This window comes from Shewanella sp. Isolate7, from assembly GCF_022398425.1.
GTDB lineage: Bacteria > Pseudomonadota > Gammaproteobacteria > Enterobacterales > Shewanellaceae > Shewanella.
Window position 1 is genome coordinate 1 of sequence record NZ_JAKEVJ010000046.1, and the last position, 20,379, is coordinate 20,379.

General features: G+C 54.6%; 20 protein-coding genes and 1 pseudogene. 10 read left to right on the top strand and 11 right to left on the bottom strand.

What is annotated here, in order from left to right; all coding sequences use genetic code 11:
- The first annotated feature begins 297 nt into the window (after positions 1 to 297).
- Positions 298 to 1,338: an IS481 family transposase gene (locus L1D47_RS12820; RefSeq protein ID WP_239885344.1), complete on the top strand. Its 1,041-nt coding sequence runs from the start codon at positions 298 to 300 to the stop codon at positions 1,336 to 1,338.
- A 58-nt stretch (positions 1,339 to 1,396) separates the two neighbouring features.
- A pseudogene (locus tag L1D47_RS12825) lies at positions 1,397 to 1,588 on the top strand (IS3 family transposase); the annotation flags it as partial.
- A 32-nt stretch (positions 1,589 to 1,620) separates the two neighbouring features.
- On the opposite strand, the gene L1D47_RS12830 reads toward L1D47_RS12825, so the two are convergent.
- Entirely contained in the window at positions 1,621 to 2,154 is a 534-nt protein-coding gene (locus L1D47_RS12830; protein WP_239885346.1) for a hypothetical protein, read from the bottom strand.
- Positions 2,155 to 2,917: 763 nt separating this feature from the next.
- Here L1D47_RS12830 and rimK point away from each other — a divergent pair.
- The 5 genes from rimK to L1D47_RS12855 all read left to right on the top strand — a co-directional run bounded on the left by rimK (position 2,918) and on the right by L1D47_RS12855 (position 7,919).
- Complete coding sequence (rimK, locus tag L1D47_RS12835; protein WP_239853660.1) at positions 2,918 to 3,823, top strand: 30S ribosomal protein S6--L-glutamate ligase; 906 nt, start codon at positions 2,918 to 2,920, stop codon at positions 3,821 to 3,823.
- Positions 3,824 to 4,846, top strand: a complete 1,023-nt coding sequence (locus L1D47_RS12840) for a succinylglutamate desuccinylase/aspartoacylase family protein (RefSeq protein WP_239885348.1) — start codon at positions 3,824 to 3,826, stop codon at positions 4,844 to 4,846.
- A 41-nt stretch (positions 4,847 to 4,887) separates the two neighbouring features.
- Entirely contained in the window at positions 4,888 to 5,313 is a 426-nt protein-coding gene (locus L1D47_RS12845) for a RimK/LysX family protein (RefSeq protein ID WP_041508783.1), read from the top strand.
- Positions 5,314 to 5,442: 129 nt separating this feature from the next.
- On the top strand, positions 5,443 to 6,813 hold the full coding sequence (locus tag L1D47_RS12850) for a magnesium transporter (RefSeq protein ID WP_239885350.1): 1,371 nt from the start codon (positions 5,443 to 5,445) through the stop codon (positions 6,811 to 6,813).
- A 158-nt stretch (positions 6,814 to 6,971) separates the two neighbouring features.
- A complete protein-coding gene (locus tag L1D47_RS12855; protein WP_239885352.1) occupies positions 6,972 to 7,919 on the top strand; it encodes a putative sulfate exporter family transporter in 948 nt (315 codons plus the stop codon).
- Here the strand turns inward: L1D47_RS12855 and L1D47_RS12860 are convergent.
- From L1D47_RS12860 to L1D47_RS12900, 9 genes are all read right to left on the bottom strand, one after another.
- Positions 7,860 to 8,045 carry a hypothetical protein gene (locus L1D47_RS12860; RefSeq protein ID WP_152619081.1) on the bottom strand — a complete coding sequence of 62 codons (186 nt, stop codon included), beginning with the start codon at positions 8,043 to 8,045 and terminating at the stop codon, positions 7,860 to 7,862. The genes L1D47_RS12855 and L1D47_RS12860 overlap by 60 nt on opposite strands.
- A gap of 129 nt (positions 8,046 to 8,174) precedes the next feature.
- Positions 8,175 to 8,852 (bottom strand): DJ-1/PfpI family protein, encoded by a 678-nt coding sequence (locus L1D47_RS12865; protein WP_239885354.1) that lies wholly within the window; start codon positions 8,850 to 8,852, stop codon positions 8,175 to 8,177.
- 128 nt (positions 8,853 to 8,980) lie between these two features.
- Complete coding sequence (locus tag L1D47_RS12870) at positions 8,981 to 10,153, bottom strand: HD-GYP domain-containing protein (protein ID WP_239885356.1); 1,173 nt, start codon at positions 10,151 to 10,153, stop codon at positions 8,981 to 8,983.
- Between the two features lie 241 nt (positions 10,154 to 10,394).
- Positions 10,395 to 10,601, bottom strand: a complete 207-nt coding sequence (locus tag L1D47_RS12875) for a hypothetical protein (RefSeq protein WP_041508779.1) — start codon at positions 10,599 to 10,601, stop codon at positions 10,395 to 10,397.
- A 62-nt stretch (positions 10,602 to 10,663) separates the two neighbouring features.
- Positions 10,664 to 11,401, bottom strand: coding sequence for a DNA-binding protein (locus L1D47_RS12880; protein WP_239885392.1), 738 nt, complete (start codon positions 11,399 to 11,401; stop codon positions 10,664 to 10,666).
- A 20-nt stretch (positions 11,402 to 11,421) separates the two neighbouring features.
- Positions 11,422 to 11,961, bottom strand: a complete 540-nt coding sequence (locus L1D47_RS12885) for a core component of ECF transporter (protein ID WP_239885394.1) — start codon at positions 11,959 to 11,961, stop codon at positions 11,422 to 11,424.
- A gap of 14 nt (positions 11,962 to 11,975) precedes the next feature.
- Complete coding sequence (locus L1D47_RS12890) at positions 11,976 to 12,647, bottom strand: energy-coupling factor transporter transmembrane component T (RefSeq protein ID WP_239885358.1); 672 nt, start codon at positions 12,645 to 12,647, stop codon at positions 11,976 to 11,978.
- Positions 12,637 to 14,013 (bottom strand): ATP-binding cassette domain-containing protein, encoded by a 1,377-nt coding sequence (locus L1D47_RS12895; protein ID WP_239885361.1) that lies wholly within the window; start codon positions 14,011 to 14,013, stop codon positions 12,637 to 12,639. The genes L1D47_RS12890 and L1D47_RS12895 overlap by 11 nt, the downstream gene beginning before the upstream one ends.
- A gap of 9 nt (positions 14,014 to 14,022) precedes the next feature.
- Positions 14,023 to 16,182: a TonB-dependent receptor gene (locus L1D47_RS12900; protein ID WP_239885364.1), complete on the bottom strand. Its 2,160-nt coding sequence runs from the start codon at positions 16,180 to 16,182 to the stop codon at positions 14,023 to 14,025.
- A 389-nt stretch (positions 16,183 to 16,571) separates the two neighbouring features.
- Between L1D47_RS12900 and L1D47_RS12905 the strand changes: the two genes are divergently transcribed.
- On the top strand, positions 16,572 to 17,930 hold the full coding sequence (locus tag L1D47_RS12905) for an isochorismate synthase (protein ID WP_239885366.1): 1,359 nt from the start codon (positions 16,572 to 16,574) through the stop codon (positions 17,928 to 17,930).
- A gap of 95 nt (positions 17,931 to 18,025) precedes the next feature.
- Here the strand turns inward: L1D47_RS12905 and L1D47_RS12910 are convergent, their stop codons facing one another.
- Positions 18,026 to 18,613 (bottom strand): ABC transporter substrate-binding protein, encoded by a 588-nt coding sequence (locus L1D47_RS12910; protein WP_239885368.1) that lies wholly within the window; start codon positions 18,611 to 18,613, stop codon positions 18,026 to 18,028.
- A 305-nt stretch (positions 18,614 to 18,918) separates the two neighbouring features.
- Between L1D47_RS12910 and L1D47_RS12915 the strand changes: the two genes are divergently transcribed.
- Positions 18,919 to 19,587: a 7-cyano-7-deazaguanine/7-aminomethyl-7-deazaguanine transporter gene (locus L1D47_RS12915; protein ID WP_041508773.1), complete on the top strand. Its 669-nt coding sequence runs from the start codon at positions 18,919 to 18,921 to the stop codon at positions 19,585 to 19,587.
- 79 nt (positions 19,588 to 19,666) lie between these two features.
- The gene (locus L1D47_RS12920) at positions 19,667 to 20,128 is read left to right on the top strand and encodes a GNAT family N-acetyltransferase (protein ID WP_239885370.1); all 462 of its coding nucleotides are present in this window, start codon (positions 19,667 to 19,669) and stop codon (positions 20,126 to 20,128) included.
- Positions 20,129 to 20,379: the final 251 nt, after the last annotated feature.

A 20,379-nucleotide genomic window follows, 5' to 3' on the forward strand; every position in this document is an offset into this window, starting at 1 on the left:
TATCTAAAGAAAGCAGGATTATATTCACTAAGAGATGGATGGATCGCAATTCATTATCCTAACCAGAAAGCTAGTTAGGTGTTCTAAATGAACCGCCCTGTGCGGAGCCGCATGCAGGGTGGTGTGGGGCTGGAGGCTAGATACCTCCGGCTACCCGATTATGCGAATTTTAGTGAATGTGCTCGATAATTTGTATTAGTTCAGACTAGATCTGACACATCTACTTGAAAAAGTGAGAGTTACCCAGTTTGATAAAGGTGTCGAATCTTTATTAAACAAACCAAAAAGGTAACTCTCATGTTGCATACTAACAATCCGATCATCAAACACAAAGCTGGTTTACTTAATCTGGCCGAAGAACTCGGTAATGTCTCAAAAGCCTGCAAAGTTATGGGTGTATCGCGGGACACGTTTTATCGCTATCAAGAACTGGTTGAAGAAGGTGGTATTGATTCACTAATTAACCAGTCCAGACGAACTCCTAATCTCAAGAATCGCGTTGATGAACAAATTGAGCAAGCTGTTATCAAACATGCAGTGGACTTCCCTGCGCACGGTCAAGCGAGAGCCAGCAATGAACTGCGTAAACAAGGTATATTTGTATCAGGTAGTGGCGTTCGCTCTATCTGGCTTCGCCATGATCTGGAGAACTTCAAAAAACGCCTGTCAGCATTGGAAGACAAGGTGCAAAAGGAAGGCATTATTCTTAGCGAAGAGCAAGTCGTTGCGCTGGAAAAGAAAAAACAAGACAATGAAGCCTGCGGTGAAATTGAAACCCATCACCCTGGCTATCTGGGCTCCCAAGACACCTTTTATGTCGGCAATTTAAAAGGTGTTGGCCGTATCTACCAACAAACGTTCGTCGATACCTACAGCAAAGTTGCCTTTGCTAAGCTCTACACCACGAAAACGCCCATCACCTCAGCCGATGTACTCAATGATCGCGTATTGCCGTTCTTCGAGGCTCAGGAGCTGCCTATGCTGCGGATTTTAACTGACCGAGGTACAGAATATTGCGGCAAGGTTGAGCAGCACGATTACCAGCTTTATCTGGCAATCAACGATATCGACCACACCAAAACCAAAGCGAGGCATCCGCAAACCAATGGTATCTGTGAACGGTTCCACAAGACGATCCTGAACGAGTTTTATCAGGTCACGTTCCGCAAAAAGCTTTACTATTCATTGGAAATGTTGCAGAAAGATCTGGACGACTGGCTGGATTATTACAACAATGAACGAACTCATCAGGGCAAGATGTGCTGTGGTAGAACGCCAATGGAAACATTAACTGATGGGAAACAGATTTGGGCTGAAAAGAATTTAGCTCAAGTCTAATCTGACGAAGACACCAGAAAACTGGGTAACTGTCAGATCAGGTCTGAGCTAGTACANGTTTTATCAGGTCACGTTCCGCAAAAAGCTTTACTATTCATTGGAAATGTTGCAGAAAGATCTGGACGACTGGCTGGATTATTACAACAATGAACGAACTCATCAGGGCAAGATGTGCTGTGGTAGAACGCCAATGGAAACATTAACTGATGGGAAACAGATTTGGGCTGAAAAGAATTTAGCTCAAGTCTAATCTGACGAAGACACCAGAAAACTGGGTAACTGTCAGATCAGGTCTGAGCTAGTACAGATAATTAGATAATCAAGCCAGTTTCGTGCTTCATCAATTTTTTCAAGCACCATATTCAGTGCACCTTCATCAAATTGGCACATCTCATGTTCTAAGCCACGTTTTCCATATTTGATTTTTACGTGGGTATAACCTTCGTCATTTGTTTGCATCCAATTGGCATGAACCACTTTATTTCTAAGTGTGCCGCATTCCTTTAAATCTGAAATTAGTTTTGGAAACCAATCAAGTTCGATTTCTTTGGCGCGTAGGATTTCAGTGGAAAACTTGGTGAATAGCTCCACTTTAGAAGCGAACATCATATTCCCTAAAACCAAAAGCCCCTTTTGATCAGATCTATCTGATATTTGACTACACAGATAGTGATCTAGGTCCGCCTCCAATGCGTTGAAGAAAATTACTACTTCACCAATAAGGGGCATTAACGATTGAACGTATTCGTATGCCTCTTCAGTATCTCCGATACCTTCTACAATAAATTGCCCTACAGGTGACTTTTTAGTTTTCATTCATAATCTCGATTAGATTACCGCATAACGCTTATTCGCGAGAATGCCGCCAATGTAAATCACACCACCTAATATACATCGCAAAAAAACTTTTTAACCATCTGAAATTTATATCAATAATGGCATTGCATAACAAGGAAAAGCGAATGACCCAAAACAAAACGAGGCCCGCTTTTTTAAAGGAAAGAGCGAGACCAGCAATGCTCCCCATTAAATATGGCAACACGATAATTCAAGTCCTTATATGCGACGCAATACGCAAAGCGGATTATCAAATTAACGGAGTTGTGAGCAGCCCTATCAGCCTTTTCCGTCACGCCAGTCTTAGTCTACTCCTAGCAAGCAATCACCGAACATCAGCCAAAAGTGTGACTTGCGCGGCTCTGCAAAGTGAGTCAAATCCAGCATAGATAACACTCCTGCCGAGCCTTGGGTTCAGCAACAAAATTCCTTGTGGTGACGACAAAAAAAATTAGCTTTTCTCCGCTGGGGTTTATCAATAAGGTCGCGCCCTAAACAGGCGATGGAAGACCTCTGGCAATCGAATGATATCCAAGGAAAAAAGACCGTTCCGCCGCGGTACTACTCAATAATGGCTATAGTTAAACCAGTTGAGTTATTCCGCTGGCGGCAGGCCGCGCTTAGGTGAACTTTTACCAACGCGACACCTAGCGCCGTCGACCTAGATTGTTCGCCATGAGGCCAGCAATCATTTTGAATTTGAAAGCATTAATTTTTTGTTTTACCACTAAGGAATGTAGACATGCGTATTGCAATCTTGTCTCGTAACGAGAACTTATACTCTACCATGCGCCTGAAAGAAGCCGGCGAAGCACGCGGCCACGAGGTGGATATCATAGACACGCTGCACTGCTACATGGATATCACCAGCAGCAACCCGACCGTGCGTTACATGGGTAAGGTGTTGCCTAAATATGATGCGGTGATCCCACGTATCGGCTCGTCGATCACCTTCTACGGCACGGCCGTGGTGCGCCAATTCGAGATGATGGGTACCTTCTGCGTCAACGAGTCTGTGGCCATCAGCCGCTCTCGGGACAAGCTGAGATCCCTGCAACTGCTGTCGCGTAAGGGCATTGGCCTGCCGCGCACCGGATTTGCCAGCAAGCCCGACAAGATCCAGGATTTGATCAAGAATGTGGGCGGCGCTCCGCTAGTGATCAAGCTGCTGGAAGGCACACAAGGCATAGGCGTAGTATTGGCCGAAACCAATAAGGCGGCCGAGAGCGTGATCGAGGCCTTCATGGGCCTCAAGGCCAACATCCTGGTGCAGGAGTTTATCAAGGAAGCGGGCGGCGCCGATATCCGTTGCTTCGTGGTCGGCGACAAAGTGGTGGCAGCCATGAAGCGTCAGGCGGCCGAAGGCGAGTTTCGCTCAAACCTACACCGCGGCGGCGTGGCCCAGCTGGTGCGCCTGTCGAAAGATGAGCGGGCAACGGCCCTCAACGCTGCCAAGGCGATGGGGCTCAACCTGTGTGGTGTGGATATCTTGCAGTCTAATAACGGCCCTGTGGTGATGGAGGTCAACTCCTCGCCAGGCCTGGAAGGGATAGAACAGGCGACCGGCAAGGATGTGGCCGGGCTGATCTATGAATTTATTGAGAAAAAGGCGAAACCCAACGCCAACAGAACTCGTGGAAAAGGCTAAATGAATTCAGCACTGACCATAGCAGGGGTCGATATTCAACCCGGCACCGAGCACCAGCTCGAGCTGCCCGTTGCCAGCCTCTACACTGACACTCAGGTCTCGATTCCTGTCCATGTGATCCGGGCCAAGAAGGATGGCCCCAAGGTGTTTGTCAGCGCCGCGGTGCATGGCGATGAACTCAATGGCATAGAGATCATCCGTCGCCTGATCCAGAGCAAGCTTAAGCTGCTCAAGGGCACGCTGATCCTGGTGCCTATGGTCAATGTGTATGGGGTGCTGAACCAGAGCCGTTATATGCCCGACAGGCGCGACCTTAACCGCTGTTTCCCCGGTTCGCCCAAGGGCTCACTGGCGGGACGGGTGGCGCATACCTTCTTAGACAGCATAGTGCAGCACTGCGACTATGGTATCGACCTGCACACCGGGGCGATCCACAGATCTAACCTGCCGCAGATCCGCGCCAACCTGGATGACGAGCAGACCCTGGCCCTGGCCCAGGCCTTCGGTGTGCCAGTGCTGCTCAACGCCAACGTGCGTGATGGCTCGTTGCGGGAGTCGGCGGTTAACAAGGGCACCCGGGTGCTACTGTATGAGGCAGGCCAGGCACTCAGATTCGACGAGCTGTCGATTCAGACCGGTGAGCGGGGGATTCTCAACGTGCTGTCGGCGCTGGGACTGATCCGCAAGCGCAGACAGCGCAAGAAGATAGCGCCCTTTATTGCCAACCGCAGCGACTGGACTCGCGCCTCGGCCAGCGGCTTCGTGTGCGAATTTGTTAAGCTAGGCTGCTATGTGGAGAAGGGCGAGGTGCTGGCAGAGATCAACAGCCCACTAGGCGAGCTGATCCAGAGCGTGGTATCCAACCGCGCGGGCATCGTCATCGGCAAACAGAACATCCCCCTGGTACTGGAGGGTGATGCCATGTTCCACGTGGCCTACTTTGGCAGCGCCGCCGACGAGGTGGCCGAACATATTGAGATAATGAACGATCAGATAATGCCGCTGACCACTCAGACCATCTAAGGCATGAAGAGGCATTAAGCAAGATTGAGGGACAAAGAGCGATGAACAAGATCATCATAGGCAACTTAGAGGCATGCGATCTGCCGGATCTGGGCATCAAGGATCTGCATGTGCGCATCGACACGGGCGCCAAGACCTCGGCCCTGCATGTGGATAACCTCAAGCGGATCAAGGTGGGGGGACGCCCCTATGTCGCCTTCGACCTGCATCCGGATGTGTACGACCTAGAGCAAATCGTCCACTGTAAGGCTCCTGTGCATGACTCCCGCCGCATCAAGTCATCCAACGGCGAGGTGGAGCAGCGCTGCGTGATTGAGACCACACTCAAGCTGGGAGAGCATGAGTGGCCCATAGAGCTGACCCTGAGTAATCGCCAGGACATGACCTACCTGATGCTGCTGGGCAGAGAGGCGATGGGCGATCGCGTTCTGGTGGACCCGTCGGAGAGTTTTCTCATCAACGGCTAACCATCTGTTGCAGTGCCTGTTAAGGCAGGCACTGGCTCCGCCTGTGGCAATGTAAAATGCAGGCTTTCAATGGTTTAGTTAAGGGCTTTCCCTTACACTGTCCCCCAAGCTCAACCAAGGACATCCCCTATGACAATGCCAGACCCCATACCACCAACAGATCAAGCGGCCAGAGACGACCTACTCGCCCGCGTCATCGACATTGTCAGTCATCCCGAGGCCGAAGAACTGCCCTCGCTGGGCTTTATCAGCGACTATTCAGATGCCGATCTGGCCGACCTGCTGGAATCGGTTAGCGATCAATATCGTTCGCCTATCTGCCGTAAGATCCCCATAGACAGAGGCTGGGCGGTATTGCACCTGCTGCACTATGAGACCGCCCGTCACGTCTTAGATCTGCTGAGCCCAGAGCAGCTTCAGGGGCTGGCACGGCGTATCTCAGAGATAGATATCCTCACCTTCGCCGAGATCCTGCCCGGCGATATCGTCGAAGACTACCTGGATCAGCAAGAAGCCCTCACCACAGAGCAGATGCAGCAGGCGCTGAGCTATCAGGACGAAGCGGTCGGCCGTTATCTCAACAACGATATCTTGCGCTCGCGCCCCACGGCCACGGTTGGCCGGGTGTTAGAGAGAATAAACAAGCAGAAACAGCGGGAATATGTGGCCGTCTATGGTGTGGATGCCGAGGGGCAGTTTCATGGTGGCTGCACACTGGAGCAACTCTATCGTACCGATCCCGCCACTCCCTTGGCCGAATGCCTCACCGAGCTCGAGGTCATAGGCGACGAGCAGGATATCACCAAGGTGGCGCAGCAGTTCAATCCTGTGGCGGGGTTCGCCTGGGTGCCGGTTGAGAAAGAGGGCAAGATCATCGGCGCCGTCGCCCTATCGACCCTGATGCACCGCCTCAAGGAGCGAAGCCTGGAGGTGCTGGTATCCGAGACGCCTCAGGATGAGGAAGACCTCTTTACCCCGGTCGGTGTGGCGGCGCGCATGCGCGCCATCTGGCTCACCACTAACCTGCTAACCGCCTTCCTCGCCTCCTGGGTGATCGGCCTGTTTGGCGACGCCTTGCAGCAGGTGGTGGCGCTGGCGATCCTGATGCCAGTGGTGGCCAGCATGGGCGGCATCGCGGGTAGTCAGACCCTGGCGGTGGCGCTGCGCGGTATTGCCCTTAACCACCTGAAACGCAGCAACCTAACCATGCTGCTGGACAAGGAGCTCAAGATTGCCGCCTTCAACGGCGTGCTGCTGGGCGCACTGATCGGCGTGGTGGTGAGTTGGTGGTTCTCCTCCCTGGCACTTGGGGGCATCATCTTCGTGGCGATAGTGTTCAACAGCCTGGCGGCGGCCTCGTCGGGTACTGTGATCCCTTTCTTGCTCAAGCAGATGCGAATCGACCCTGCGGTAGCGGGCTCGGTGATCCTCACCACAGTCACAGATGTGGTAGGCTTCTTCATCTTCCTCGGACTGGGTAGCCTGCTCCTGCTGAGTTAGCCTGACTGAGCTTAACAGGGCTTGAAAACCTAGCCGAGCAGGGCGAAACCTGACACAGGTAAGATTAAAAATACCGAATCTGTGGTAAAACAGCCCGAATTCGATAGAAGGTTGGCAGGCCTTATTCTGCCAACCCGGTTAAACAAGATATAGACTCGATGAAAGCATTGTTTCAAAAGTGGCCATTTCCCCCCGCTCAGGCGATCTTCTTTCTCGCCGGCGCCCTCTGTCTGACGCCGGTGATCTCCTCGCCCATCGCCCTGGTGATAGGCTTCACCTTGGCCAGCCTGGGGCTGGTGCCCCACCAGCTGGATATCGGCGCCCTGACCAAGAAGCTGCTAGCCTACGCCATTATCGGCCTCGGTTTCGGCATTCAGCTCGATGCGGCCATCAGTGCCAGTAGCCAAAATATCGGGCTGATCTTAGGCTCCATCATCTTCACCCTGCTACTGGGCACTTTGCTGGGCAGGCTGCTGAGAGTCGATGCCAAGCTGAGCCATATGATCGCCTCGGGCACGGCCATCTGTGGGGGTAGCGCCATCGCCGCCGTCGCCCCGGCCATCAAGGCCGACAGCCATGACACGGCGATCGCCCTGGCGACCGTGTTCGTGCTCAACTCCATCGCGCTGTTTCTGTTTCCCGCCCTGGGGCATCTGCTGCAGCTGAGCCAGTACCACTTCGGCGTGTGGAGTGCCATCGCCATTCACGACACCTCCTCGGTGGTCGGCGCCGCCTCGGCCTATGGTGACGAGGCGCTGCGCACCGCCACCACACTCAAACTGGCCAGGGCCCTGTGGATAGTGCCTGTGGCACTGGTCAGCGCCATGGCCTTCGGGGGCAATCGACGCAAGGTCGCCGTGCCTTTCTTTATTCTCTTCTACTGTCTGGCGATACTGCTGGCGCACTTTGTGCCTCAGGGACAGGTGCTGTATGACGGCATCTTTGCCCTATCGAAACGTGTGTTGGTGCTCTGCCTGTTTATGATTGGCGCGGGGATCACCATAGGCAAGATGCGCCAGGCAGGAATGCGGCCAATGGCCCTGGGATTACTGCTCTGGCTGATTATCGGCGCGGGATCTTTGCTCTATATCGTCAACTTTAGCTGAGGAACGCCACACCAGGCTCACTATGGCGATAAAGGCTGCCAGCTCCACCAGGGAGCGAGCGAGCCCTGTGGTGAGCCAGGATGCCAACAGGAAGGCGCAACACAAAAGCACTAGCCACTTTTTCATCTTTGCCTCCTTTAATTTAACGAAAGAGTCTGGCGAAATGATTAAGTGGCTATTATTTATTGCCGCCGAAATCTCAGCAAATATCCGTTTTTACTAACAAATAGCTGAATCGGCTAAGGACTAAATCGACTAACTTATGACGGCGTAGGGATCCTTGTCGGCATCACTGTTCCACTGATATTCGGTAAGCACCTCTATCTTCCTCGCCTGGGCCTCTCCAAACTGCTGCGCGATATAGAAGAGCGCCGCGTCTGTGCCGGCCGACACGCCTGACGAGGTCAAGAAACGGCCATCGTCCACCCAGCGGGCGCTAGGCTGCCAGATCACCTTATCGTTTAATCCCGTCACCCAGGCATAGGCCATCTTGTTGGTGGTGGCGCTCACGCCATTAAGCAGATCCGCCTTAGCCAGCAGGGCCGCACCGGTACACACGGAGAACACCTTCTTAGACACCTGCACCTGACGTGTCAGCCAGGTTAACAGACGGGTATCGTCCACCAACTTGCGCGTCCCCATGCCGCCGGGGATCAATAGGAGATCGCACTCGACCACATCATCGAGCAGCCTGTCGGCGACCACTCTCGGCCCCTGGTAACTGCGCACGATAGTCTTTGGGCCGATCAGGGTGATCTCGACGCTAGGCAGATGCCCCAGCATCTCGATGGGACCATGAAGATCTAAGGTTTCATAGTCGTCAAACACCAGAGCCAACACCTTGAGTGGCACGTGAGTATCGGCAAATAACGTGGGGGAAAGGCCCGCGGCGAGAAGTGCGCCGCCGGCCAACATAAATTCTCTTCTGTTCATCGATAACCTAAGCCAGTTTCAATAGGCCGCCAGTGTAACCGCCAGGGCCGACCCCTTCAGCTCGGTCTGAGACTTCTGCTAACCAGCACGCAAATCCCCTGAAACTATGATATCTGACCAAGGCTGCTTCAGTAGAAGGGAGTCGGATCGACACCTAGGCTGCTTGGCGAGACACCGCGCTCGATATGCAGATCGGACTTAAGCAGATCCACCATGGTGACCTCGGTATAGTGTTTATGTTTCAGCGAATAGAAGGTCTTGAGCACTGGATGCAAGGCATCTCTGTCTTTGGCCTCCCAGACGATACCGACGCGGCCGTCGGAGAGCTGCACCAGAGAACCCACCGGATAGACACCGACACAGCGGATAAACTCATACACCAGCTTCTCATCCAGATGGAAGGGGGTCAGGCTGAGTAAGATCTTAAACGCCGCGGCCGGGCTCATCGCCTCCTTGTAACAACGAGTCGCCGTCAGGGCATCGAAGATATCCACGATACAGCTCATGCATCCGTGTAGGGAGATCTCCTCCCCCTCGAGGCCATTGGGATAGCCCTTGCCGTCTAGCTTCTCGTGGTGCATAAGGCAGACATCACGGCTGATCTGCGACAGGCCAGTGGTCTCGGCCAAGATCTCCTGCGCATACACCTGATGCAGCTTCATATGCTCGAACTCTTCCGGCGTCAGGCGACCGGGCTTGTGCAGAATACGGTTATTGACCCGCACCTTGCCAATATCATGCAAGATACCGCCAACCGCCAACTGTTTGAGCTCACTACGCTTTAGCTTGAGGTAACGACCGAAGGTCACCAGGAGGAAGGCGACATTGATGGAGTGCTCCAGCAGGTAGGCGTCTTTAGAACGCAACGCCGAGATACACTTTAACGCGTCGGCATCGTGCATGACAGACTCGAGCATCTTGTCCGCCAGCGCCTCGAAAGGCGCCACCTCGACCGCCTTGCCCTCGAAGGTCTCAGACAAGACCTTCTTTACCAGATCTTTCGCCTCACTCATCAGGCGCTTGGCCTTGTCCTGAGACTGCTCCCTGGTCAGGCGCATTGTTTTTTCTGGCTGCCGCCTAGGCTTGAGTCCGCAGCCTGGTGCCGACTTTTCCAGGTCGATCCAGACATACTGAATACCGTTGCGCACCAGTTTTTCTATGGCTTGTCGATCTTTAATCTGTCCCGGATTGGTGATATTGACTCTTCCCTGATGATCGATAGCCGCAACATACATGCCCAGCGCCAGGTTTGGCACCGGCACCTTCATGACATCCGCTTTTTCGTTCACGCTTTCGGTCATACCGCTTATCCCAAAAAATCACCCGGTTTTCGCATCCACTCCTTCTTAGCCTAGTCTATATCCCTTAGGTTCGGTGCGATTGCCTGTGAAAACACTGTGATAGGAGAGAGTTATAGTATGCCTGGGCGCGAAAAATCACCAGCGGCCAACGAGGATAGTTTCAGCTTCTATGCCCTTCTACCCCCGATGTTTGACGCCGAAAAGTGAGACAAGCTCTTGTAAAGCAAAGACTAATATACTGCTACAAGAAGGTACATTCGATGGCATCGATCAGCCATCGACGCCGGGCACAATTGACGCACGAGCGCTCGATATCGTCGACCTGTTCATCCTCATCATCGGCAATGAAGCCGCCGCACTGGGCCGCCAGTTGCCGCGAAGCGCCATACTCCTCCCCATCTAGGGTCAGTTGCCAGCGCCCGTCGGTTTGCTCAAATGCTTGCTGCATGGTGTTCCTCGCTGATTTTACTCATAGGCCAATTAAAGAGCTGGCCCACTAGTTTTGTCCCGCTAATAGTGTTTGAGCTGCTGCTTGAGGGCGTTACGCCAGCGGCCCTGCTCCTGATACACCAGCAGGGAGACCTGATGATCCCGGTAGACGGCCTTCACCTTGCCCGACAGATAGAGAGGGGTCTTGAAGCAGAGCTGCTCGCCGCTATCGCTGAGCACACGGTCGACGCCGGTCAGCTCGATCACCTCGCCCACGGAGAGCGACACCTCGCCCGCCTCTAACCCAGGCAGTTTAAACTGGCCCTTGATGCGACCATCGTTGCCCTGCAACCTCAGCCCCAGGCCGGCTAAGGCGCCAATCACCCCCTGCCCCGTGCCGCCATGTTCGCTCAGATGTATGCCCAGCTCCTCGGCCAGGGCGTAGGCTTGCGCCTTGGTTTTCACCTCCTCCTTGGCCTGCTCGCCGAAGGCGATGAGGGGAGCTTGTTCAAACGGGCTGTGCAGATCCAACAGGGCGATGCCAGGATCGGCCGCGGCAGCGCTCTGACTGCACAGATGCGCCACGGCAATATCCAAAATTTCCTCTTGTGACTTAGTGGTACGCACCTGAAAACACATGGCGCTGTTGTGTGAGGTATAGGGGATATCCGGATGCACGTATAGCTGATGCCGGGTGACGAAGGCGCAGCGACTCAGGTGATTATCGCTCAGCAGATGCGCAATCTCCTCAGCGATCTCCCCGGTCCCCTTGGTGCCGATATCGTCGGTATCGTCGATACACACCAACCAAGATCTCAACCCAGATGCTCTCACCATGCTTAAATCTCCTCTCTATCTATCAAATCGTGGCTGCGCAGCCGCTCCAACACGGGCGGGACGAGCAAGGCCGCCAGCAGGGCGAAGAAGCTGCCAAACACCAGACTCTTACCAAATTGCAGCGCCACGACTTGTGGACTCAGCCCCACCAGCAGCCCCTCGATCAGCCCCTTACTGGCCCAGGCCAGGGTAGCCACCAGCGCCAGTATGATGCAGCGCCACTTGAGTACCAGCACGCTAGGCAGCAACAGGAGACAGAGATCCATGGCGATCACCGGCAAGCCAAACTTGATCAGCAGCAAGGGGCCACCTTTGCCGACGCCCAGGATCATGGCCATCATGCCCGCCAGCAGGCCACACAGGCTGATGGCACCGCGTTTACCCACAGTGCCGTAGCAGATCAGGTAGAAGAAGCTCATCAGAAACATAGAGTGTCCCGACAGCCCCAGCTTTAGCCTCAGCATCCCCTTCAATGCCACCAAGAGGGTGGCACAGAAGCCGATAAACAGGGCGTCGTGTAGGTTGAATCCTTTATTATTCATCATGATATTTCTCACTAATAGGGCCAGTGGGTCGGCTTGGGATGACGACCAAACTGGCGCAGTCTGGCCGCGGTGGCCATCTGCTTGGATAGCTTTAACAGCTGGATCAGCAGGGGGTAGAGCACGCAATAGATCAGCTCACGCCAATGCTGAGGGCGCCACAGGGACTTAAGCCGAATATTGGCGCCGCGCATCACCTGCATCTGATAGATCTCCCGCGTCTCTTGCCCAAGATAGGGCAGAATGCCGAAACAGGCGGCCAGCACGAAGGCCCACTTATGGGGCAGGCAATAGCTGAGCACCTCTCCCATCCGCTGGGGCGAGCAAGTGATCGACAGCCACCAGCCGGGGATCATGGCCATCAAGATACGGCAGACGGCGATGAGCCCTTCGGGCAGGCGCTCGACCCCATGAAGCAGGAGATACAACAGGCTGGTGATCGCCAACTGGCTGACGAAGATCACCAGTAGCCCCTTGAGCCGCCCGCCCAGATATCGGCCCTGCACCAGCAAGAGCAGATTGATCAGCCCCAGATAATGCAGCCAGGACAGCGGCAGGAGGAAGGCGCCACTGGCCAACCCCAGGGCGAGCAGGATAGACAATGCACACCAGCGGGTGTCGTTAATGGCGAAGTGGCGTTTAGTACGGCGCCCCAGGGGCGCACGCACGCCGCGTCTAGCCCACACGAGAGTACGCCTGACTATCGGCGACCGGTGAGGCGGAGTGGCACTCGAGACGGGCATCTACCACCCGCCAGAGACGATCCACCGGCAGCGCTGCAATCGGCCTGTGACTGGCGATCACCAGGGCGGTGCCCTGCCGGCTCAGCTCGAGAAGCAGCGCCACTATCTTGTCGGTAAAGTGGGCATCGAGCCCGGCAAAGGGGTCGTCTAACAGCAGCAGCTTGGGCCTGAGACAGGCAAGAGATGCCAAGGCGATCAGATGCTGCTGGCCGTAAGAGAGCGTATGGGGCGAGTGTCGTGCCAAGGTGGTCAGCCCGAGTTGCCCCAGCAGGGCGATGGCCCTATCCAGCGGCAGGCCGTAACGCTTGAGGCTAAACTGCATCTCCTCAATCACGGTATTTTCAAATAGTTGCCGACTCGGCCTCTGGTGCAGCAAGGCCAGCTCGGCGCCGAAGCGTCCCAACTTGGGACGCCGACCAAACACCTTGATACCTAAGGGAGCTATGCCCGCCTGGATACCGGCCAGACTCTTAAGCAGTGTGCTCTTACCGCAGCCATTGTCGCCCACCAGCGCCGCAATCTCACCGGGAAAGAGCAGCAGAGACTCGGCATCGAACAGCTTCTGACGCTCACGAAATGCCAGGGTAAAACCATGGCTGTCGATGACGGCGCTTCCCTGAGGCCAGCAGGGCGACTCGCGCCAACACACCTGCTCGGGGCTCGTATCCATCTCTTGCGCCGATAACGCCTGCAGCTGACCCTGGCTTAACTGCCATCTGTGGGTCACCAGCTCCTTGAAGACGCCCTGATGGTGCTCGACGATCAACAGGGCAACCCCCTGCTGCCTGAGCTGGGTTAGTACGGCCGCCAGCTCCTGCACACCCTGATCGTCCAGCTGGGCCCAAGGTTCATCCAGCAAGAGTAGATCCGGCTCGAGCACCAGCTGGGCGGCGATCATCAGACGATAGCGCTGACCCAGCGAGAGACTGGTGATCGGCGTGTCCAGGCTGATGTAGAGGCCGACCCGCCGCAGCGCCGAACGCACCTGCAGCAACATCTCATGGCTGGCGACCCCTAAGTTTTCGAGGGCAAAGGCCACCTCGGCCCCCAGGGTCTGGCGCAGCAGCTGCACATTGGGGTCCTGCATCACCACGCCCAGGGTGGCCCCCTTGGCAATCTCCCGCTCCCCCTCCCAGGGGCGTTCCAGGATCCCCAGCAAGAGCTTGAGCAGGGTCGACTTACCACAGCCGGTATAGCCATGAATAAGATGACACTCGCCGGGAGCTATGGTCAGATTGAGATCCTCAAACAGCGGCTGCGCCGCTGTCTGGAAGTTAAAATGGATCTGACTGAGTCGCACCAGGGCCATGGTTTATGCCTATAGCTGCCAGTTCACGCCCAGGAACACCTGACGGCCCGCCTGAGGCAAGCCTTCGCTCTGATAGTAACGCTCATCGAGCAGGTTAGCGGCCCTGAGGTAGACAGATAGCGCGTCACCGGCGATAGGATGGCTCAACTTGAGATCCACCAGTGTGTAATCATCCAGCGACTTCTCCACCAGCTGCTTCTGGCCGGCAACCTTCTCCTCGGTGTGATACACCTGCCCCATGATATGCTCGACATTCAGGTTGATGCGGGTGGCAAAGCTAAACTCATAGTCCGCCTGTAGCCTGAATTGATGGCGAGGACGGTACTCTAAGGTATCCAGCCCTGGCGCGGCATCCTTGTCTTCGCTGTCGAGGAAGCTGTAGCCGAAGCTCAGCGACAGGTTGTCGATGCTCTGATCGCGCACCAGGAAGTCGACCCCCTTGAACTGATAACGCCCCATGTTCTGATAGATGCCATCGACATCCTTGGCGATATAGTTTTCCGCATCCGTGTAGTAGGCCGCCAGGCTCAGATCTGTGTTGCTGCCCAGCCCCTGCGCCAGACTCAGCTCCAGGTGCTTAGAGGTCTCAGACTCGAGATCCTGATTGCCCGACGAGAGCGAATAGAGGTTACGCATCGAAGGGAAACGTACCTTGCGGGCCACGCCTAGGTTGAGGCGAGTCGCCTCTGCGGCCTGCCAGTAGGCGGAAGCCTGCGCCGAGTAGTCGGACTCGTCTTCGCGCACACGCTGCTGCTCGTGCAGTGCACCGCCCAGGCTGGCACCCACGCTGTCCTGCTGATACTGATATTCCGCCGCCAGGGTATAGAGCCAGGATGAATCGTCGAATGACTCGGCGCCGCCTGAGCCATTACCGCCACCCGAACCGTTTCCGCCGCCGCTACCAGAACCTGAGCCTGAGCCGCTATCGGTACCAGAGCCCGATCCACCACCCGAACCACTACCACCGCCAGTCCCAGAGCCCGAACCGCCGCCGGTTCCTGAACCACTACCTGATCCAGATCCTGAACCAGACCCGCTGCCTGATCCGCTACCAGCATCGCTAGTCTCTATCTTCTTGCTCTCTGACTCCCAGCTCTGATGCTCGGCGATGAGGGCGCCGGTCAACAGGTGGCCCTCATCGAAGTCGGCGATTAGCTGCACATTACCGCCGCTCACCACAGAGCGGCCATCCAGGCTTTGCTGCAGACCGACAAAGCTGTCATCCAGATAACGGTTTTCCAGCACGTCCGACTGATTCTGATAGATGAAGCCCCTCAGGGTCAGCAGCTCGTTAAATCTATGGGCCAAGCCCAGCTGCACCGTGTGGGCGTCGTAGTCATCGATGCGTTCAAATCTCGTCTTGCCGTTGGTGGTACCGTCGACGGTAGGTTTGCCCCAATCGCCGCTGCGCAGGCTAAGGTTTGCCATCAACTGCGTATTATCCGACAGCCAGTAGCTGCCCTGGGCAAACAGGTTATCGATGGTCTTGTCGCTGTTGAAGCGGGTATCGCCCTGCTGCAGCTCGGTATCGGGCTGATCGCCAGACACGGGCCAGCCATCTGTCTGCTGACGAGAGAGCGAAACCAGCCCCTGCCAACGCTCGCCAGAGCCAGCAACAGTCACGTCGCCGTTGAAGGTATCGTTTTCGCTGCCCTCGAGATGGCCGGAGAAACCAGGCACGTCGGCGCCCTGCTTAGTGCGAATGTTGATCACGCCGCCCGCGCCGCCTGGGCCGTAGAGCACAGAGGTTGGCCCCATGGAAACTGTGACCGACTCGATCTGACTTGCGGGTACCACGCTAGGGTCGAACTGACCATCTTCGGCGCCATTGGCCGGTACACCGTTGATCAGATAGATGACATGGCGAGCCTTGAAGCCACGCACGTCGACACGAGGTGTCCCCTGACCGCCGGTGCGCACATAGACGCCGGGGGCATTCTTTAATATCTGATCCAGGCTCTGGGCCCCCATGGCCTGAATCTCATCGGCACCTATGGTCCAGCTGCTGGTTGTCTGCTGTAGCGGCGTCGGCTTCTCGCCTGTGATCACTATGACCTCAGCTACATCTAAGATGGGTTCGTGTTTTACTTCCTCGGCCATGACCAGAGGGCTGGTGGCAACGGCGGCCGCCACGAGAGATAATTTGAGACTAACTGGTTTGTTTTTCATGCTTACTTCGCTGTGTCATTTCCCTATGGCCGTCATTCTTCCGGCTTACACCTGTAGCAACAAGCTAACAAAAACCAAAAACAAACCCAGATCGACAAATTTGAACAAATGCCGTGATGGCGGCAGTAGACAAGGGACATTTTGTCCAGTGTAAAACCTTGATTAGACAAAAATACACAGGATAGAAATGCTTCCCAAATAAGTGACAAATCTCTCTTTTCTTGGGCAAGCTCACAGCTTAACTGCCTGTAACTTGACAGCTAACAGTCGGCACATTAGTTTGTGGTAAAGATTCTTATTACCAATTCAGATAAGTCTCAGTTTCGCCGCGTTTGATGTCCTTACCCGCCTTCAAACCCACGCACTTTTTTACCAGGTTGGAGTATTTCTTGAGCGTTTCCTCGCTGCCACAGGCCATACAATCCTTATCCCGCAAGCTAGAAAAAATCGACATACACCCTCATGGTGAGCCGATCATTCAGTTATCGGTCACCGCCTGTGTTATGCCGATGATCGCCTGGCTTGCCAGCCAGCCTTGCTACCCGAGGATCTATTGGCATGGTCGCGACACCCAGGAAGAGGTCGCTGCTCTGGGATGCTGTAAAGATTTCATCTTTGAAGATGCGGTAGACGACAATCAACTCTCCCAGGCCTATCAAGCCCAAAAGTCGCTATCGACTAATCAGGAGATACGCTACTACGGTGGGGTTGCCTTCGATCGTCATACCGAGTGCTGGCCCGAATATGGTCGCGCCCATTTCATCCTGCCAAGGATTGAACTGAGGCGCAGTGGCGATGAATACAAGCTGCTGGTGAACCTCAATATCGAGTCTCGCAGCATAGAGCAAGAGCGCAATCTGGCGCTGCAAGCCTTGGCCGCCTTGATACCGCCCAAGCCACTGGCACTACCGAATAAGATACAACTACTGAGTCGCAGTGACCGTCCCAACAAGTTACGCTGGCACGAACTGGTCAATCAAGTCACTCAAGAACGCTTTATTCAAGACACCCCCAAAGTTGTGCTGTCACGCCTGACTCAGCTTGAGGTCAACGAGAAAGTAGATCCCTGGATGCTGCTGGCCAGCTGGCAGGGGCGTAATCAGAACAGTTTTCAGTTTGGCTTTCAATTCAGTCCGGACAGCGCCTTTATCTCCTGTACCCCCGAACGTCTCTACCGCCGTCGTCAACGAGAACTGTTTACAGAGGCGTTAGCGGGAACGACGACTCGAGGGCTCAACGAAACCGAAGATGCTATGCTGGCGCAGCAGTTGCTGGACGACACCAAGAACAGCCATGAAAACCAGCTGGTGCGCGAGCATATTGTCGACGCCCTGACGCCGCTGAGCAACTATGTGGGTGCCGATGAGTTGGCCAAGGTGTTTAAACTTAGTCATATCCAGCATCTGCACAGAGCCATTCGCGCCGAACTCAAGCCGGGGGTGAACGATTTTCAGATCCTGCAGGCCCTGCACCCCACTCCAGCAGTGGGTGGCCTGCCAAAAGCCTCAGCCATCAACTTTATCCGTCAGCGGGAAGGCTACACACGTGGCTGGTACGCTGGGGCCTGTGGCTATTTCAATAAGTATGAGAGCGAATTTGCGGTGGCGATTCGTAGCGCCCTGCTCGAACCTGGGCGCATCAACCTGTTTGCCGGTGCGGGAATTGTCTCGGGCTCTGAAGCCGAGGCGGAATGGAACGAGCTAGAGAATAAGCTCAAGACCATAATGTCTATTCTCACCGAGGTGTAATTGAATTGGCGACTGGCACTCGGGCGCGATAGCTGATGTTGGCCCTAAATAACCTGTCCAGCTCGCCACTGGCAGTCATACGGGCCATGGCACGGTTAAAGATCGCCTTCAAACGCTTGCCCTTCTGTGTCTGAGGAAACACAAAGAACACCTCTGGATTCAACACGTTTTCCTTGATCACATATTGCTAGGGTCGGTTTAACTGGCTGGCAAGCCAACAAAGAACGCTTATAGTCGAGCACGGCGTCTATCTTACCGCTGTTAACATGGTTGAGCATCTGCAGCAGATCGCTACTTTCCTCGTAATACATGGGCACTTTGATAAAGGTATCGTATCGATACTCCAGCAGCGCCTTTACCTTCTTCTTTTTCAGGCTGTTGATATCCTGCCAGATGGCGGCCAGCTCAGGCGTGAGCGCCACATCCACCTGATCCACCTCCACCGGCAGCTCACAATAGTAATCGGGTTTAACTTCGTCGATATAGAAACCCAAACCTACATCGACCTTGTGCTGCACCATGTAAAGAGCACGGGAAAAAGGTACAAAATCCACCGAGAGTTTCCATTTGGGGGCGGGGAAGGCACTTTGCAGCAGTGCAAGATAATAACCCTTGCCATCGAGCGTACTGTAGCCGGGCCAGTTGCCGGTTACCACAGTGATCTCCTCCGCTTCCTCGGACATGACCACCCAAGATGCGCCCTGTAACATACAAGCGCACAAGAAGACCATAAGATAACGCCAAGATCTCATCACACCTCCCCGAAAACATGGTGGATATCCATCAAGTGTAGCCCCTAAAAATCAATTCACTGGGACAAAAGCGGAGAAAACAGCGCAAAATCCTTGCTCATTTGATCCTAATGACTATAATTTGCCGCCCTGTCGTCTGGGCATATCCCGGGCAACAACGAACCGAGGCGCAAGCCTTACCCTAATTTCTAAGCGGGTTCCCTCACCCCGCGTTAACCCACTAAAAAGGCCACAAGATGTTAATGTTATCCCCGGCGCAGATTCAGCGTGCGCTCCTGCTGCTTGTCAGCTTTCATATTGCCATAATCACCGCAAGTAACTACTTGGTTCAGCTGCCCTTTCAGCTATTTGGTTTTCATACCACCTGGGGCGCCTTCAGCTTTCCCTTCGTCTATCTGGCCACAGATCTGACGGTGAGAATCTTCGGCCAACAGTCGGCGCGTAAGATCATCCTCAGAGCCATGATACCGGCGCTGGTGATCTCCTATCTGATCGGCGTACTCTTCCATCAGGGCAGTTTTCAGGGTGGCGACGCCTTGCAAGCGTTCAACAGCTTCGTGTTTCGTATCGCCTTCGCCAGCTTCGCCGCCTATCTGGTCGGCCAGCTGATGGATATTACCGTGTTCGCCCGCCTCAGACAGGCCAAGGCCTGGTGGGTCGCACCGGCCGCCTCGACGGTCGTTGGTAACCTTATCGACACTCTGGTGTTCTTCAGCGTCGCCTTCTACGCATCGAGCGACCCCTTCATGGCCGAGCACTGGATTGAAATCGCCAGCGTCGACTATGGTTTCAAGCTGATCGTCAGCCTGGGGCTCTTCCTGCCTGCCTACGGCGTCTTGCTCAGGGTACTGCAGGAGCGAATTTTGCGAGAAGGCCAGACAAAATCGCAGACCGAACTGGCCTGACCAGTTGATTTGTACTATCATCGCGGCACTCAAATTTTCACCAGTGCCGCCATGCTAGCACCGACTTTGGAGAGCCAAGATGTACACCACAAGTATTGAGCATCACACCCAACTGAGCGATGAGCTCATCGACACCCTCATCGGCCTGAGCCAACAGGTACCCGAATTCGACGGGCGTCATCAGGCGGCAGATTATCAATCACGTCTGAGCGGCAAGCCATTTCTGGTGCAGCTGATCCGCATCGAGGGCGAACTGGCAGGCTACAAGATTGGCTATGCCGAGGCCAATGGTGAGTTTTACAGCTGGCTGGGTGCCATACTGCCTGAGTTTCGCCAGCTAGGGCTGGCCAAGGAGATGATGCAAGATCAGGAGCGCTGGGCCAAGGCGCAGGGCTTCAACACCCTGGCGGTTAAGACCTACAACCGCTTCGCCAGCATGTTACAGCTGCTGATAAAACAGGGCTACAAAATCGCCGGCCTGGAAAATTCCACAGCCAATATCGATGATAACAAGTTGGTTTTAAACAAGTTGCTGAGCTAGCACCTGTTAATCGTGAATCTTTACACGATAAAAGCTTGCAAACCCAAATGATAATTATTACTATTTAGGTGCGTTCCAAAACTCAGTCTGTTTTAAGCACTTCATCTCTGCTTACTATGATGAGTTCGCAAGCACAACATTGCTCACACACTCTTTGTGGCCGGAATATTAATATTCCGGCTTTTTTTATCTAAGGAAGGTGCGAATAAGTCCCGTGCTTGCTCTGCGTGTGCTTAAAGTGGATAGATGCT

Coding starts and splice junctions, on each gene's coding strand:
- L1D47_RS12895 (WP_239885361.1), bottom strand. CDS start 14,013: ATGGCCCTGGTGCGACTCAGTCAGATCCATTTTAACTTCCAGACAGCG.
- L1D47_RS12870 (WP_239885356.1), bottom strand. CDS start 10,153: ATGACCGAAAGCGTGAACGAAAAAGCGGATGTCATGAAGGTGCCGGTG.
- L1D47_RS12920 (WP_239885370.1), top strand. CDS start 19,667: ATGTACACCACAAGTATTGAGCATCACACCCAACTGAGCGATGAGCTC.
- L1D47_RS12840 (WP_239885348.1), top strand. CDS start 3,824: ATGAATTCAGCACTGACCATAGCAGGGGTCGATATTCAACCCGGCACC.
- L1D47_RS12885 (WP_239885394.1), bottom strand. CDS start 11,961: ATGAATAATAAAGGATTCAACCTACACGACGCCCTGTTTATCGGCTTC.
- L1D47_RS12915 (WP_041508773.1), top strand. CDS start 18,919: ATGTTAATGTTATCCCCGGCGCAGATTCAGCGTGCGCTCCTGCTGCTT.
- L1D47_RS12830 (WP_239885346.1), bottom strand. CDS start 2,154: ATGAAAACTAAAAAGTCACCTGTAGGGCAATTTATTGTAGAAGGTATC.
- L1D47_RS12900 (WP_239885364.1), bottom strand. CDS start 16,182: ATGAAAAACAAACCAGTTAGTCTCAAATTATCTCTCGTGGCGGCCGCC.
- L1D47_RS12820 (WP_239885344.1), top strand. CDS start 298: ATGTTGCATACTAACAATCCGATCATCAAACACAAAGCTGGTTTACTT.
- L1D47_RS12855 (WP_239885352.1), top strand. CDS start 6,972: ATGAAAGCATTGTTTCAAAAGTGGCCATTTCCCCCCGCTCAGGCGATC.
- L1D47_RS12865 (WP_239885354.1), bottom strand. CDS start 8,852: ATGAACAGAAGAGAATTTATGTTGGCCGGCGGCGCACTTCTCGCCGCG.
- L1D47_RS12850 (WP_239885350.1), top strand. CDS start 5,443: ATGACAATGCCAGACCCCATACCACCAACAGATCAAGCGGCCAGAGAC.
- L1D47_RS12910 (WP_239885368.1), bottom strand. CDS start 18,613: ATGTCCGAGGAAGCGGAGGAGATCACTGTGGTAACCGGCAACTGGCCC.
- L1D47_RS12845 (WP_041508783.1), top strand. CDS start 4,888: ATGAACAAGATCATCATAGGCAACTTAGAGGCATGCGATCTGCCGGAT.
- rimK (WP_239853660.1), top strand. CDS start 2,918: ATGCGTATTGCAATCTTGTCTCGTAACGAGAACTTATACTCTACCATG.
- L1D47_RS12875 (WP_041508779.1), bottom strand. CDS start 10,601: ATGCAGCAAGCATTTGAGCAAACCGACGGGCGCTGGCAACTGACCCTA.
- L1D47_RS12860 (WP_152619081.1), bottom strand. CDS start 8,045: ATGAAAAAGTGGCTAGTGCTTTTGTGTTGCGCCTTCCTGTTGGCATCC.